We start from the raw sequence: 14,429 nt of genomic DNA, 5'->3' as shown, positions 1-14,429 counted from the left end.
GCGGCCGGCTCGGGCCGGCCGCCGCCACCCTGCATTTGCGATCTGATGATGGAGAGGTGTGATGGACCGGGACCGTGCGACGATCGACAAGCTGGCGCAGGACTGCGGCCTCGCGCCGTACACCTACTCGCCAGAGGGCGGGGAGGAGCGCTCGGAGATCTGGGGGGCGTGGGCCGATCGCGTGGAGGGGATCTCGACCAACCCCGACATTTGGACCGACCAGGAGGCTCACGAGGAGGCGGTGCGGAGCGCCGACGCCTATGCGGGGCATCCGCGCGCGAAGCCGCACCGGCTGCCGAACGAACCGCTGGCGAGCGCTCGGATGGCGGACTACTGGCCTTTCGTGCGGGCTTTTGACCGCTTCGAGCGGGAGAACCGGGCGCTGGACGGCGTCCAGCCCCTCGTGAAGGCCGAGGCTCACGTGGAGCGGCCCCTGGTCGTCATCGTTCATCCCGGCGATCTGGTGGAGGGCCTGAAGGACCATGGGCCGGATTACGACATCACCGCCGATGCCATGCACGACCAGGCGCACGACATCCAGCTGGAACTCGGCGCCGGCGCGGAAGTGGTGGTGCTCCACAACGGCGACAGCCTCCGCCTGTTGGAGGAATCCGACTGTATCGGTCAGCGGCACCTGGCGCGCGCCGTCCAGACCGCGATGGACACGGGTTTCGTCGCCTGGGGCCGGGACATGGAAGCGGCGGGCCGCTGGCTCGTGGAAGGGCTCGGCGCGGCGGAGCGCCCCTACGTCCTGCTGGCCGGCACCTATGCCGGCGTCGAACATGGTGCGACGGCGATGCTCGGAGCCCTGCTCGAGGAGCACGGCGCCGAGGTGCGGATCAGCGACAACGTGATGGCCAGTCAAGGGTCCTACGACAATCGCTGGGAGCCCGGGTCCAATGCGGTCCCCGTGGCGTCCGCCGGCATGGGGATGTGACGCATCATGGCGAACGGTGGCTCCCCCCGCGACTTCAATGAATGGCTGCTCGCCGGCCTCCTTGTGGCCCTCGTAACCTTCGTGGGTTCGATCCTGTGGCTCGTGCTGAGTCCTGTCCTGGGGCCGGTCTACCGGATCAGCCGCCTGGTCGAGACGGTGGGACTGTGGAGCTTCACCGGGTGGGGGCGCTATTTCGCGATGGTGCCAAGGAAGGGTGGCTACGAATTCTGGTCTCTCTTTCTCTCGAGCATCCCCTTCGGGGTGTTCTTCTCGATCCTGATCGGCGTGATGGGCTATTCTGCCTGGCAGAAGGTGCGGGCCGCCCATATCGGCAATTTCACCGCCCACGATGAGCCGCCCAGCTATCGAGACATCATGGGCAAGGTGGCGCCGCTCTATCCCCACAATGCGTTCTTCCTGCGGTTCGACATGAGCGCCTACCCGCAGGACCGCGGTGCCGCAGGCATGCCGATGACGGCCCAGGAATTTCTGCGCTCGGCGGGCGCCATCTCGGTGGTGGGCGGCCTCCCCCGGTTCGACCTGGAGAAGGCCCGGGCCGGCCTCATCGCCAACTTCGGCCCCAAAAACCCGTTCCTGCGCTGCTACGACACCTCGGGACCGCGGCCCCGCCTGACGGCGTCCCGCGATGACGTGAGCGCGATCGTCGCCGACCTGCCCTGGCACCACGCCGTCGTGCTCTATGCGACGCTGGCGCGGATCAACGCCATGACCGGCAAGGACGAGAAGGCCTTCCTCTCCACCATCAAGCGCGTGGATGAGTACATGCGCGACGTGTGGCGCGAGATCATGAAGGCGGTCGAGGCCGAGAAGACCCGCGAAGTGGTGCTGGATATCCACGACGGCCTCGCTACGGAGAACCCGCCGGTGGCGCTCGCCGCCTTCCTGCAGGAGCGGGCGCCGGAATTCACAGTCGTGAAGAACGCCCGCCTGGCCCTTCCCCTGCTCATCACAGGCAGTGCGACGGCCGACGAGATCGCCGACCTGAACAAGCGCATCCCGATCACGGGCGTGGATGAACCGAAGGCGCGCCTCGCGATCGACCCGGTTCTGGCGCGGCGCGGCTTCATCGCCGGCGTCCTCGCGCACGCCCTCGAGGAGACGCGCAAGTCCGGCATCTTCCCGCCGAACGGCTTCCTGTGGATGCGGTTTATCGACCAGCCGCTGTGGCGCTCCCTGATCTATGTCGGGATGGCGACGCCGTGCGCCGAGGCCTCCGGCCTGTTTGAGCACTACCGGGCCGAGACCCGCCTCGGGGCGGCCATCCCGGAGCCGTTCGTCGAGGATGCGCCGGCGGCCCTGGTGCGTGAGGCGCGCCGCTACGTCCTCAATGTTGATGGCCTCCCCCATTTCGACGCCAGCGTGAAGAACAGCCTGCTGCTCTCGCGCGAGGAGCAGGAGACGGCGGCATGAACGCAATGCACGTGGAGGGCTTCACCAACCCCTCGCATATCGTCGTGAACGAGGGGCGTTGGGATGCCGAGATCGTGGCGCGGCACAAGCAGGGCCGCCTCTCCTTCAAGACAGGGCCTCGCGGCCGCGCCGCGTTCATCGACGCCGCGCCGGTCGCCCTCATTCGCCCGAGCCGGGGGCTCGCCTTCCTGTCGGTCGTGGGGTTCGAGTGGGTGAAGAACCGTCAGGCCGGCACCTACATGCGCGAGAAGGCCTTCCCTGAAGACTGGCTCGCACAACAACACCTCTTGCGACTGCTGGATGAGAAGGAGCGCCTGCTGTGACCCAATTCTCCCACCCCCTTCCCAGGAACGCCCGGTTCGTCAGTCGGATCGCGGTGCAGGACAGCGGCGACTACAACGAGCGCGGCGCGCCGGCGGGCCAGATCGGCATCATCGACAGCGTCATCGGGCGCGCCGATACGGTCCAGTATTCGGTAGTGTTCTGGCCCTCCGGCATCGCCAACTATTGGGAGCCGCACGAGCTCGATGAGGCCGCCGAGCCGCTGCTGCCCGGCGATCCTCGCGCGCCCAACCCGGTCCTGTTCGATGCGGTGAACCAGATCAACAACTGGTTCGTGTCCGATTTCGTGGACGAAGGCGACGACCTCTTGTGCGTGCCGGTGGAGGAAGCCGCCGCCGCCGCGGTGGCCCTGCGTGGCGTACTCGATGCAGGACAAGTCTGCCCCGTGCTGGATCGGGACGAGCTGGCCGCGGCCGTGGAGATCCTGACACGGGCGATCGCCGCAGCCGGCAGCGGGCGCGAAATCGAGCTTTCTTTCGAGGCGGCCGATCAACTGGCCGCCGGCGTGGGCCTCGCCGACCGGCTCGGCGGCACCGACACGGTTCCGGAGCGTGAGCCCTTGCTCTCAAGCCCCTCGCTCTGACGCCAACCGCCGCAGCCCATCCGGAGCGCAAGCATGCCCGCCATGTCCGTCACCCTGGAAGAGAAGTCCCGCTACACCGTGGTGGTCGAAGCGGAGGATCGGGATGCGGCCGTTGAGGCCGCCACAGAGATGTTCTGCCAGTCGGAGAACCCCTTCTCCGACTTTGAGGGTGAGCGCGATGAGCTGAGAGCGTTCGGGGTTTTCGATGCGCGGCCTTGGGAAGAGCTCACGGAGATCCGCCTCGAGCGGGAGGCGGCGGCCAAGTCCGAGAGCCCCGGAGCTCAGCCGGTCGATGAACGCACAGCGTTGCTCAACAGAGCGCTCGAATATCTGGAGCGCTATGCCGATCAGAATGACGAACCGGCCGGCGGGGATTGCCGCCGGCTGATCGCCAGCATTGCTAAGTCGGTGGGATCTACCGCGTCCTCTCAGGCGTCGGCGGAAGATGAGAAGAAGAGCCTCGCCGAGGCAACCGCCCGAGCCTACGGCTGGGAACATGGCGGCGATGGTGACGGCATTTGGTGGGACACCAACGAGGCCGACAGCTGGAAAGGGGCGGTGTCTTGGGGCACGACCTTCGCGTCGGCTGCGGAGGTCTGCGAGGCCCACGCGCTCGATCTACGAGCCGGTCAGATGTTTCACCGCGAGGAACGGTGTCGCCGCCTGACCGATGTAGACGGCAACGCCGTCGCCGCGTTGTCGGAGCGGGAGAGGGAGGCGGTGTCCGAGCTGTCTCCCATGATTTTCGATGCTGGCGCGGACCCTCGTTATGCCTTCGTCGCGGCCATGGCATCGAGATCCGTCACTCAGCACGGCATCCTGATCGCCGTCGAGCTGCGTCTGGCTCTAACCGACGATGACGTTGCCACGCTCTCGGGCCTTCGGGAGTCGTGGGGGCCCCAAGGGGCGGAGATCTGGCTCACGGCCGGACCGCACGCCCTTTCCCCGCTGGAGATGTGGGCCTTCCTCCCCGACGTGATGGCCCATTCCGGTTTCGTCAGCATGATGACTGACCAGCTTTTCGAGGTGGCTGACGCAAATGCGCTGGATCAAGCGGGTGAGCCTGCGCCTGCGCCAGCGATGTGATGGAGACCAACATGAGCACGATGGTTGTAATCGTTCATCCGGAGTGGGGGGTTTATCTGGGAAACGCCATGGGGCTCGGCTTCTGGTCGCTGCTGGACTCGGCGGGGCAGTTCGCGGCGGCCATCTTCGCCGGTGAGGCGGAGGCCGAGGAGCACATCCAGTCATGGGATGAGAACAATACGCCTTCGGCCTACCGGCTGGTTCCGGTGGCCGCAAGCGGCCGGTGGGCCTCCGTGATGGAGCTGCGCAACGCTGGCCTTGGGTCCATCCTGGGTGACATGGAGGAAAATGCCAGGCGCGAGAGCCTGTTCCGGCTGTTGTCTGATGGCGTGGTCCCGGATGGGAACGACGTGTGGTCCGAGCGCGCGGCGATGTTCAGTGCCGCCATCCTGCCGGTTCTGTTGCTTCTGGCGGACCGCGGCTATGTGACCTTCAATCCTCAGCTCCTGCTGGATTTCTACAATCTGGACCGGATCGAGAACCTGATCTGGTTCGGGCTCCTGGAGCGCCACGACGGCACGATCGTGAATCTGCGCGAGGAGGCGCCCCACGACTTCGCCCGCCTCCAGCTCGACCAGGTCTCCGGCCCTCTCAAGATCTATGTCGAGCAGTTGCCGGGGTATGCCATGGCAAAACCGCAGGGTCCGAACCGGATTTGGCCGACCTCCGATGCGGAGATCCGCGCGGCGTTGAGAAGCAATTTCAATCCGGAGCACGTCTCGGCATGGGCCTCTCGAGCGGCGGAGGCGGCGACCGTCACCAGCCCCGCCCGGGCCAAGGTCTACGAGCAACACGGCTTCATCACCATGCAGCTCGCCCGTTCGGCGGCCGAGCTCGGCGCAACGCTCGCTTGACGTGGCCGGCGCCGGCGGCAGGCCGGCGTCACGTCCATCCCATTGATCCAGGAGCAGGCCATGGCAGCGAAGATTGAGACGAGACTGATGATCGGCGGCGCTATCACACCGGCCGTCCTGAAGCAGCTGCGCCCGTTGCTCGACGAGTATTTCTCGGAGCCTCAAGAGCAGGTTGACTATGCCCTGGCCAAGGGACTTCCGATTACGATCGAGGAGGACATCCATTTCGGAAGCACGGGGGGAATCGAGGCCTTCTGCGAGCAGAAGGGGCTCCCGTTCCTCAAGTGGAGCAGCGGCTTGCCCGGACAGTATGACGCCTCGGTGTGTCATTGGGAGCCGGGCATGGACAAGCCGGCCGAGTTCGGGCCGGCCGAGGCTCAGTTTGCACGGTTGTCGCTGCTGGAGATGGAGGCGCAGGCCGATGACTATGGGGTACGCCCGCAGGATTTGGCCCGGTTCAAGCGGGCAGCCCACGATGCCGTGCCGCCCATCAAGCTCGAGCAGGTGGCCTCGCCTTCGGTTTCCGCCGGCTCGGGTGTCCCGGAGGCACAGCCTCTTATCGAAGTGATCCGCAATCTCGTCAGAGCCTATGACGACGGTCTCAATGATGACGGGCAGCGGGGTGGCGCGCGAGCGCCCACGGGCGACGACTACAATCGTCTGTTCGCGATCATCATGAGCGATGCGGCGCCGGTCGCGCGCCAGCAGCTGGCACCGGCGGCGCTCGGCAAGGGGCAGGAGCAGGAGGCGCTGAAGGTTCTGGAGGCGTTCGTCTCTGAGTGCGGCGGCTATCCGCCCGATTTTCTCCGGGAGGTGTTCGGCCAGGCTGAGGATGTGGTCTATGCGGCGCGGCGCCACACACCGGTCACGTTGCAGCCTGTGGCCCACGCTGAAGACGGAGCGCAGGTGCTCGACAGTTTGGCGCAGAACGCACGCGCCATGGAGGTGATCGTTGGCGCCCTTCGGCTTGCCGCACCGGTGGCGGAAGACGCTGTGGCCGACATCGAACTGGAACAGGAGCCGTCTGATCCGGTGGAGGCGGCGGTACAACGGCAGAATCGCAATAGCGCTCAGAGCGCCCTGGACGCCGTGCGCCAGGCGTTAGCGCTGGCCGAGCCGTGGCTGGAGCGGTACCAGCGCAAGAATTCCCTCGATCAGCGCTTAGCGAGCGCTGTGGAGAAGGGACTGGAATGGGTGGAGAGGTCGGGCGTCGCCGATACCGATCCGCCGGAGTACCTGGCTCTGCGAGAGGCCCATCGCCGAGCCATGGGGCACATCGCACCGCCGATGGAGGTTTATGAGGCCACTGCCAGGCTCAACGGCTGGCGCCATGCAGGGCACCACTGGTGGAATTCGCAGGACTATCCCAGCTGGGACGAAGCCCAGGCCCAAGGTGTTCTCTACCGCGATGCGCGGGAGCTCTGCGAAGCGGAGGATCTGGACCCCGAGGTGGGCAAGGGGGCAGTGCTTTCCGAGAATTGCACCTTCATCACGGATCGGCACGGCGATTTGCGGCCGTGGGCCATGGATGGTCGCGCCGAGGTCGTTGAGAGCCTGCGCGCCCATCTCAACGGGGAAAGCATCCGCGTTGCCATCAAGGATGGCCAGGTGGGGCTTCTGATTGAGGAGGCCTTCGCGTTTACCGCCATTCCGCTTCAAGCGACGGTCGGCGCTGAATTGACCGCAGTCCGCAGTCGCTTTCCGGAAGCGGAGATCTGGCTCACTCAGGGCGCGCACGTCGTGGAGGATCAGGACGTGGCCGCCCGCGCCTTCGTCCCGGCCGACAAGGTGACGGCGGAGAGGATCGGCGAGCTGAATGACGCTCTGTACGACCTGGTGGCTGAGGGAGCGGGCTCTACCTTCACCCTCTCGGCATCTCCATCCATGTGAACTTTTTGGGGGGCGGGCATGTCGATGCAAATGGAACACGAGACGTTAGGCAGCCGGCTCGCCGGCGATGCCGTTTACTCGGCGCAGGAGGAGCGGGCGCTGATCACCCGCTTCCTCGGCGGGCGCGGGATCTTCGTGGAGGTGGGGGCGTATGATCCTGTCTTCCAGAGCCAGACCCTCCACCTCGAGTTGATGGGGTGGAAGGGGCTGCTGGTGGAGCCGGTTCCGGGGCTCGCCAACAACCTGCGGGCCGCCCGGAAGGCGGACGTGGCGCAAGTCGCCTGCGTGGCGCCTGAGGCGGCCGGAATCGGGCGGGTGGCGCTCCTCGAGCGCCGGGGGAACAGCACCATCATATTCAACCCGAGCAAGATCGGTCCGGAGGATGCTGTCCTGGACGTGCCGGCGGCGACGCTCGATGCCGTGCTCGAGCGCGCGGGCCTCTCCAGTATCGACTACATTTCCGTCGATGTGGAAGGGGCGGAGCCGGAGGTTCTGAGGGGTCTGACGTTGAAGCGGTTCCAGCCGAAGCTGGTTGTCGTGGACGATCGCGCGCGGTTCGGCGAGACCCGCGCGGTGATGAGGTCCGGCGGCTATTGTCTCGTCCGTCGTACCGGGCACAACGCGTGGTTCGTGCCGCTGGCCGTGGCGCGTCACCTGTCATGGCAGGCGTGGGCGCAGCTCGCGTGGACGTACAGCTTTGGCCGGTTCATCCGGCGCCGTCTGCGGTCGGGGCTCGCCCGCACCGCCTGAGAGGGCGTAAGCCGGCCTACTGTCGGTAAAACGGCTGGTGGGCCGGCGGCACCTCGACGGCATCGCCGCACCAGTGCCGCGCCCGCGCCAGCTTGGCGGCATAGCCCGGGCGATAGGGCAGGGCGAGGCCGATAGCCTCCAGCTTCGCACCGACTTCTGCACCGTCCACCAGCACGTCAGCGAGCGTCCGGCCGTACACATCAAGGCGGCCCGACCGGCGCAGCTCGATCGTTCGAGCCTGGACGAGCATCGTGCGGAGTGCCTCCTTGGCGCGCAGCCCGGCCACGAGCTCGGCCTCGCACCGGGGCTCATGGGTTTCGGGCGCATCGATGCTCAGAAACCGGATGCGCTCGCGGTGGACCGAAATGGTGTCGCCGTCGATGATGAACACCTCGGCATTGGATACCATCTCAGACGAGACAGGGCCGGTGGCCTGCGCGGCCGCCGGCGTTCCACCCATCCCCAGCGCGAAGATCATCATCATTCCGGCCGCAGCGGCGGCGATGGGGGCCTTTCCTCTCTTTTCGAGCCAGCTCCCAGGCAGATCGGCGCCGGCGGCGATGGCGGCCTTCCGGGCGCGGCTGGCGCGCTTCATCCAGAATTCGACGCGCATCGCCGCTTCCTTGCTCGGAAGCGCGATCGCCCGCAGCAGCGAGCGGACCCCGCCGTGGCTGCGCACATACTTCGCCCCCCGCGGCGAGGCGTGATCCCGCATGCGCCGGTCCACGTCGTTGGTGACGCCGCAGTAGATCGAGCCATCCCCGCATTCAATGAGATAGGTGCTCCACACCTGGTCGGCGGTCTTCGGCTGCACGGTCATTTCCAGTCAGAAGAGGGAGGCCTTCCGCGGCACCATTTGCCTCTAAACCGCCGTTCGCTGACGTAAAGAAATCCAGTGAACATAAGGGCCGCATGAGCCCAGAGCGTGAGCCGAGGTAATTCAGCGTCTGTTGGCATCAATGCGATTTGTTGGCATGATTGTTGGCATCGGTGAGTGCCAACAAATCCGGATGCCAACACGATGCCCCTTTCGGACGTTGCCGTCCGTGCTGCGAAGCCCCAGCCAAAACCTGTGAAACTATCGGATGGCGGCGGCCTTCAGCTGCTGGTCACGCCGATGGGTGGGAAGCTCTGGCGCCTCGCTTACCGGTTCGATGGCAAGCAAAAGCAGCTGGCCCTAGGTGCCTATCCCGCGGTGGGCCTGGCGGACGCTCGAAAGGCGCGCGATGCGGCCAAGGCCACCTTGGCGGCGGGCGTCGACCCGAGCGAGAAGGCCAAGGTTGATCGAGCCGCCCGGAAGGTCGCATCAGCAAACACATTCGGGGCCATTGCCGACGAGCTCATCGCCAAGATGGAGCGCGAACGCAAGGCGGTCCGGACGATCGCCAAGGTGACTTGGCTGCTCGGCATCGCGCGCCCCGATCTCGGGCAGCGACCCATCGCCGACATCACCGCGGCAGAGGTGCTGAGGGTCCTCAAGGCGGTCGATGACCGAGGAAATCACGAGACTGCAAAGCGTCTGCGCGCGACGATCGGCGGGGTCTTTCGATATGCCATTGCCACAACGCGCGCGGAGAATGATCCGACCTACGCTCTCAAGGGCGCCTTGACCGCGCCGACCGTGACGCATCGCGCAGCAATCACCGATCCGAAGGGGCTTGGCGCGTTGCTCCGCGCGATTGAAAGCTTCGATGGCCAGCCGACCACGCGCGCGGCTCTTCGGCTGATGCCGATCCTCTTTCCCCGTCCCGGCGAACTGCGCATGGCAGAGTGGGCCGAGTTCGATCTCGAAAAGGCCGAGTGGACAATCCCGGCATCCCGCATGAAGATGCGCCGGCCCCATCGCAGCCCTCTTCCTCGGCAGGCAATCGAAATCCTGCGCGAGCTACACGCGATCACGGGTCGCGGGAAGCTGCCGTTTCATTCGGTGCGGACCGTCCTTCGCCCGATCAGCGAGAACACCCTCAATGCCGCTCTTCGGCGCCTAGGCTATGCGAAGGATGAGGTCACGGCCCATGGCTTCCGCGCGACCGCTTCCACATTGCTGAACGAGAGCGGCCTATGGCATGCCGATGCCATCGAGCGGCAGCTCGCCCACATCGAGGCCGACGACGTCCGCCGAGCTTATTTGCGCGGTGAGCACTGGGACGAGCGCGTCCGGATGATGCAGTGGTGGGCGGATCACCTCGACGCATTGGCGACCAAGGCATTGGAAAAGGATTAGGGCGATGGTCAAGTTTAGTTTGAACGCGACCTATCCGCCCTACGCTGGTGACCTAGCTACACCGATTGCTCCTGTGCCCGAGCGAATTCCCCTTTCCTCGAGCGAGGGCATTCAGAATCTAATCTCTGATATGCATAAAATTCAGATGTCCGAATACGCGCGAAAATTGGGTCTTCTTCTGGACTTCTACGGCATCCCTCGGGATGCCGATGGGGCAAGAGATCTACTTTTGTTGAAACTTGTCGACCACCACGTTCCCGGCATGAGAGTGGAGAAAAAAACGAGAAGTGGGCCAAGTCAAAAATGGACGGCGGAAGCCCGTCTTTCACTATTCACAACCGTTCAGGCGCTGTTGGCCGAGGGGCGGTCTGAGGCCGCGGCATGCAGGGCCGTCCATCAATCGGGAGCTTTTGGATCCAGATCTGCTGTGAGCTTACAGCGCCGCTACGCCGAGGCGCGCGATGAGCCAGCTGCACAAGGATTGCTGTCTATATTCGCCCAACTGCCAGAGGGAAGCGACGCTGTGGGCTTGTGGAAAAAGGCCGCTGAGGCGTGGCTTCCTCCCCATGCAAAATCCGCGGATTGAATTTCGCTATAGCAAATTTGCACGGCCTGATTTTGCAACATTGATTGCCGGTGCCCCTGCTGGCCTGCTCACGAAGCATTCATGGTTCTAAATGCTCGTGAGGTTAAGATGTCGATCGGCAGCACCGAGCCCGCACTCCAGACGAACGAGGCCGCGAGCGGTCGCCCGCGCTTCCAAGAGATCAAGCACTTCTGCGCGGAAAACAACGTCAGCCATGTGACCACCTACAAGCTTATCAACGAGGGCGCCATCGAAGCGGTCAAGCTCGGGCGGAAAACGCTGATTGTTGTGGAATCGGCGGACGCCTGGGCAGCATCGCTCCCGCGGATGAAGCCTAAGACGCGGGCGGCTTGAGCGATGGCCGCAACGAAAAACCCCGCGCCGAGGTGGGATCGGCGCGGGGCTCTTGGGACTGCGGTTCGGGCGAACGGCGACCAGGAGCTTCCCTCTTCCACCTCCCTGCCTCAACGCACCGCGCCTCCGCGCCGGCCCGTCCGACCGCGGGTAGTGCTGGATAGCGGGCTCCTAGCCGGGTCGGGCGACGGGTCTTTCGGCCGGCGCTTGTTCTGGCTCGAAGCGACTGACGAGAACGGCCAGAGCGCGGTCGTGGCGGATTCCTTCTCGGTTCGCGATCTTCAATGGCTTGCCCTGCAATACCAGAGCGCCGGGTGGCTCGTGGTCGATCGGACGGGAGGCGCGTCATGACGGCTGCCTATCCCGACCGCGCGATCGCTCGCGACCTCGGAGACCTCATCCTCGCCGGCTGCGGTATCGGCGAGGCCGCGGCTGACGATTTCAAGCAGCTTCGCGACTTCATCGCCCTTGAGGCGCTCGACCTGGAGCTCGTCGAGACCCTGGCCGGCTCATTGATGCTGGCCCGCTGCGCATTCTCGCCGCCGCCCCGGCGGTTTCATATCGATCCGGCCGGTGAACTGGCGGTGGTTGTCGAAGTGCTGGAGATCGAGCGCGGCGAACGCTGGCTCGTTGATCATGTCGCTTGGCCCATCGATCGGCCGTCCGAGTTCGCGACGGCGGAGGGCCGCGCCGACCTACTGGGCACAGATCAGGTGGACAATCCGGCGTCGTTCTTCGGGGGGCGGCCGCTGTTCGTCCACCGCACGCCCTTGGGATGGCTCCGCGCCGGCTGCCAAGGCGTCGTCGTGCTCGACGAGCGGCGCGCCGGTGCCCGGCTGGCTGGGGCCCTGGGGAACCTTCTGGCCGAGGATCTGGACCACGCTCGCGAGCTCCACCGCCTCATGGGCCGGGCGTTCCCGACGAACCGGATCCGCGTGCCGGCCTCTTCCATTCACCGGGGGGCAGCGTGACCCACGACGTGTCGCTCGACGAGGCCGACGATCTGGACCGGCGGGAACATCGCCGCGCAAGATCTGCGCCTTCGCGGGAGGTTCGCTTCAAGCTTACTTCGTTCGAGGAACTGAACGTCTCGGCGACCCCGGCCTACCTGGTGAAGGGCCTTATCCCTCGGGTGGGTCTCACTGTGATCTGGGGGCCGCCGAAATGCGGCAAGACGTTCTGGGCGTTCGATCTGTTCATGCATGTGGCCCTCGGTTGGGCATACCGGGGACACCGGGTCATACAAGGCACCGTCGTCTATTGTGCTCTTGAGGGAGTCACCGGCCTGGCGGCCCGCAAGGAGGCTTTTCGGCTCTCCTTCTTGGGGAAACATCAAGGGCCGGTCCCGTTCCACGTAATGAGCACGCCACTTAGTCTGGCGGCCGACCAGCGTGCCTTCGTCGCGGATATCGCGCGCCAGATCCCGAACACCCCGCCGGCCGTCATTGTCATCGACACTCTGAACCGCTCCATCGCCGGCAGCGAGTCGGACGACAGGGACATGTCTGCGTACATCCGTGCCGCCGACGATCTAAAGAACGCTTTCGGCTGCTCCGTCGTTGTGATCCACCATTCCGGCCTCGATGCGTCCCGCCCCCGCGGCCACACCTCCCTTCCTGGAGCAGTCGATGCGCAGATCTCTGTTAAGCGCGACGCCGCCAACCAGATCATCGCGACGGTGGGCCTTTTCAAGGATGGACCGGAAGGCGAAGTGATCACCAGCACCCTCAATGTGGTGGACGTGGGCACAGATGCCGAGGGCGAGACCATTACATCCTGTGTCATCGAACAGGTCGATGCGCCGGGGCGGCCTGCGAAAGCGTCTTCGCCGATGCCAAAGGGCGCCCAAATCGCGCTGCGCGCGCTCCATGAAGCGATCAATGCGGAAGGCAAGCCGTTTGCGTCGGACCACGTGCCGGCCGCGGCGAAGGTGGTCACGGTGGAGCAGTGGCGGTCGTACGCTTATCGCATGGGCGTCAGCGATTCCGATGAGCCTGAAGCTAGGCGCAAGGCATTCAAACGGGCCCATGAAACCCTCGTAGCGAGAGAGCGGGTCGGCCGATGGGATGAGCTTGTGTGGGCCACCTCCGCGTGATGCGGACAGGACGGGACACGGGACACCCCTTTAGGGGGGTGTCCTGTCCTGTCCCGCCTCCGTCCGCGGGACATCACCAGACAATGTCCCGTTTTGTCCCGTCCTGTCCCGGTGTCCGGCCACAAAGCGAAGCCAGAGCGAGGAATTGGAACCCCTTCGGCAGGCATATCCAGAATGTCCGATGAAAACACGTGGGTTGCTCAAGAGCTGGCCTGAAGCCCAAGAATTGGATGGTGTGGGGGGTGAGGTAGCTTCACCGCGCAAGGCGTCCGGCAACCTCCTCCGACCGTGCACGTGCCGCCCGTTCGCCCGGCCGTCGCGTCGCACGAGCGCCATCCTCCGGGCGCCGACGGGAAGCGCCCAGGCCGCAGAGCAGCGCGGCGGATGATCAGGGAGAGGTGCGGTGGCCGGTCGATGCCGCGCCGGGCTCAGCCGGCGGCCAAGCGCTTCCGGAGCCGGGCGACGCCGGCGGCGGTCCATCCTTCGGCGCCGGTGACGGTGGGCACGCCTTCGGCTTCCAGCGCCGAGGCAACGGCGCGGAGGGACAGGCTGCCGTCGGGATCGATGCGAGAGAGGATCGGCGCCAGGGACCGGGCGCGCTCGTCGGCGTTCTGCTGGCGCACCTCGCGGGCCTTCGCCAGATCCTCCGGCCGGCCGACATAGCCGCGATCCCCGCCGAGCTTGACGCCGCGGGCCTTTGCAGCGGCCAGCGCTGCCTTTGTCCGGGCACCGATCATGCGGCGCTCCTCCTCGGCCACCATCGCCATGATTCCGACGGTGAGCCGGTTCGCGGAGGGCATGTCCGTTGCGACGAACTCCACGCCGGCCTTTTGCAGGCCCAGCAGGAAGTGGGCATCGCGAGCGAGACGATCGAGCTTCGCGACCACCAGCGTCGCCTTCTTCGCCTTGCACAGCGCCAGCGCCCGCGCCAGTTCGGGGCGATCGTCGCGCTTCCCGCTCTCAACTTCCACGACCTCGGCCAGCAGCCTCCAGCGGCCACCGTTGAGGAAGTCGGCAACGGCCTGGCGCTGGGCTTCCAAGCCGAGCCCCGACTTGCCCTGCCGATCGGTACTCACTCGCAAATAGGCGACGAACCGTCCATCAGCCATCGATCGAGCCCCTTGTATCGCGAACATCACCCTTCGTTGATGATTACGATACACGCGCCGCAATGGGCCGCAAGTCCTTTATTTGCAATGGCTCGCGCGTGACCCGTGCGTTTCTCCTGCGATGGCGGGCAGGTCGGGCCGGCACCCCTGTTCCGGCTCGGCCCTGCGCTGGCCGGCGAGGTACCCCA

The 14,429-nt window shown here is 65.7% G+C and carries 15 protein-coding genes; 13 read left to right on the top strand and 2 right to left on the bottom strand.

What is annotated here, in order from left to right; all coding sequences use genetic code 11:
• Window positions 1–61: 61 nt before the first annotated feature.
• From EZH22_RS30475 to EZH22_RS30440, 8 genes are read left to right on the top strand one after another with little or no spacing between them, the layout of a single operon-like run.
• Complete coding sequence (locus tag EZH22_RS30475; protein WP_203197068.1) at window positions 62–937, top strand: hypothetical protein; 876 nt, start codon at window positions 62–64, stop codon at window positions 935–937.
• A 6-nt stretch (window positions 938–943) separates the two neighbouring features.
• Window positions 944–2,368 carry a secretion/conjugation apparatus DotM-related subunit gene (locus tag EZH22_RS30470; RefSeq protein WP_203197067.1) on the top strand — a complete coding sequence of 475 codons (1,425 nt, stop codon included), beginning with the start codon at window positions 944–946 and terminating at the stop codon, window positions 2,366–2,368.
• Window positions 2,365–2,691 carry a hypothetical protein gene (locus EZH22_RS30465; protein WP_203197066.1) on the top strand — a complete coding sequence of 109 codons (327 nt, stop codon included), beginning with the start codon at window positions 2,365–2,367 and terminating at the stop codon, window positions 2,689–2,691. Before EZH22_RS30470 ends, EZH22_RS30465 begins: the two co-directional genes overlap by 4 nt.
• Window positions 2,688–3,293 carry a hypothetical protein gene (locus EZH22_RS30460; protein ID WP_203197065.1) on the top strand — a complete coding sequence of 202 codons (606 nt, stop codon included), beginning with the start codon at window positions 2,688–2,690 and terminating at the stop codon, window positions 3,291–3,293. Before EZH22_RS30465 ends, EZH22_RS30460 begins: the two co-directional genes overlap by 4 nt.
• Window positions 3,294–3,326: 33 nt before the next feature.
• Complete coding sequence (locus EZH22_RS30455; protein WP_203197064.1) at window positions 3,327–4,379, top strand: hypothetical protein; 1,053 nt, start codon at window positions 3,327–3,329, stop codon at window positions 4,377–4,379.
• Entirely contained in the window at window positions 4,379–5,233 is an 855-nt protein-coding gene (locus EZH22_RS30450) for a hypothetical protein (RefSeq protein WP_203197063.1), read from the top strand. The genes EZH22_RS30455 and EZH22_RS30450 overlap by 1 nt, the downstream gene beginning before the upstream one ends.
• Before the next feature lie 60 nt (window positions 5,234–5,293).
• Window positions 5,294–7,123, top strand: coding sequence for a hypothetical protein (locus EZH22_RS30445; protein ID WP_203197062.1), 1,830 nt, complete (start codon window positions 5,294–5,296; stop codon window positions 7,121–7,123).
• 18 nt (window positions 7,124–7,141) lie between these two features.
• Window positions 7,142–7,873 (top strand): FkbM family methyltransferase, encoded by a 732-nt coding sequence (locus tag EZH22_RS30440; protein ID WP_203197061.1) that lies wholly within the window; start codon window positions 7,142–7,144, stop codon window positions 7,871–7,873.
• Window positions 7,874–7,889: 16 nt separating this feature from the next.
• Here the strand turns inward: EZH22_RS30440 and EZH22_RS30435 are convergent, their stop codons facing one another.
• On the bottom strand, window positions 7,890–8,687 hold the full coding sequence (locus EZH22_RS30435; protein ID WP_203197060.1) for a GIY-YIG nuclease family protein: 798 nt from the start codon (window positions 8,685–8,687) through the stop codon (window positions 7,890–7,892).
• A gap of 207 nt (window positions 8,688–8,894) precedes the next feature.
• On the opposite strand from EZH22_RS30435, the gene EZH22_RS30430 reads away from it, so the two are divergent.
• The 5 genes from EZH22_RS30430 to EZH22_RS30415 all read left to right on the top strand — a co-directional run bounded on the left by EZH22_RS30430 (window position 8,895) and on the right by EZH22_RS30415 (window position 13,132).
• On the top strand, window positions 8,895–10,097 hold the full coding sequence (locus EZH22_RS30430) for a tyrosine-type recombinase/integrase (protein WP_203197059.1): 1,203 nt from the start codon (window positions 8,895–8,897) through the stop codon (window positions 10,095–10,097).
• Between the two features lie 4 nt (window positions 10,098–10,101).
• Window positions 10,102–10,683, top strand: a complete 582-nt coding sequence (locus EZH22_RS30425; RefSeq protein WP_203197058.1) for a hypothetical protein — start codon at window positions 10,102–10,104, stop codon at window positions 10,681–10,683.
• Window positions 10,684–10,791: 108 nt separating this feature from the next.
• Window positions 10,792–11,037, top strand: coding sequence for a helix-turn-helix domain-containing protein (locus tag EZH22_RS30420; RefSeq protein ID WP_203197057.1), 246 nt, complete (start codon window positions 10,792–10,794; stop codon window positions 11,035–11,037).
• A 347-nt stretch (window positions 11,038–11,384) separates the two neighbouring features.
• Window positions 11,385–12,008: a hypothetical protein gene (locus tag EZH22_RS32290; protein ID WP_229644270.1), complete on the top strand. Its 624-nt coding sequence runs from the start codon at window positions 11,385–11,387 to the stop codon at window positions 12,006–12,008.
• Window positions 12,005–13,132: an AAA family ATPase gene (locus EZH22_RS30415; protein WP_229644271.1), complete on the top strand. Its 1,128-nt coding sequence runs from the start codon at window positions 12,005–12,007 to the stop codon at window positions 13,130–13,132. The genes EZH22_RS32290 and EZH22_RS30415 overlap by 4 nt, the downstream gene beginning before the upstream one ends.
• A 428-nt stretch (window positions 13,133–13,560) precedes the next feature.
• Here the strand turns inward: EZH22_RS30415 and EZH22_RS30410 are convergent, their stop codons facing one another.
• Window positions 13,561–14,268 (bottom strand): recombinase family protein, encoded by a 708-nt coding sequence (locus EZH22_RS30410; protein ID WP_408647766.1) that lies wholly within the window; start codon window positions 14,266–14,268, stop codon window positions 13,561–13,563.
• Between the last annotated feature and the right edge of the window lie 161 nt (window positions 14,269–14,429).

Source organism: Xanthobacter dioxanivorans (assembly GCF_016807805.1).
Classification (GTDB): Bacteria; Pseudomonadota; Alphaproteobacteria; order Rhizobiales; family Xanthobacteraceae; genus Xanthobacter; species Xanthobacter dioxanivorans.
This window is presented reverse-complemented; position numbering and strand designations above follow the sequence as displayed.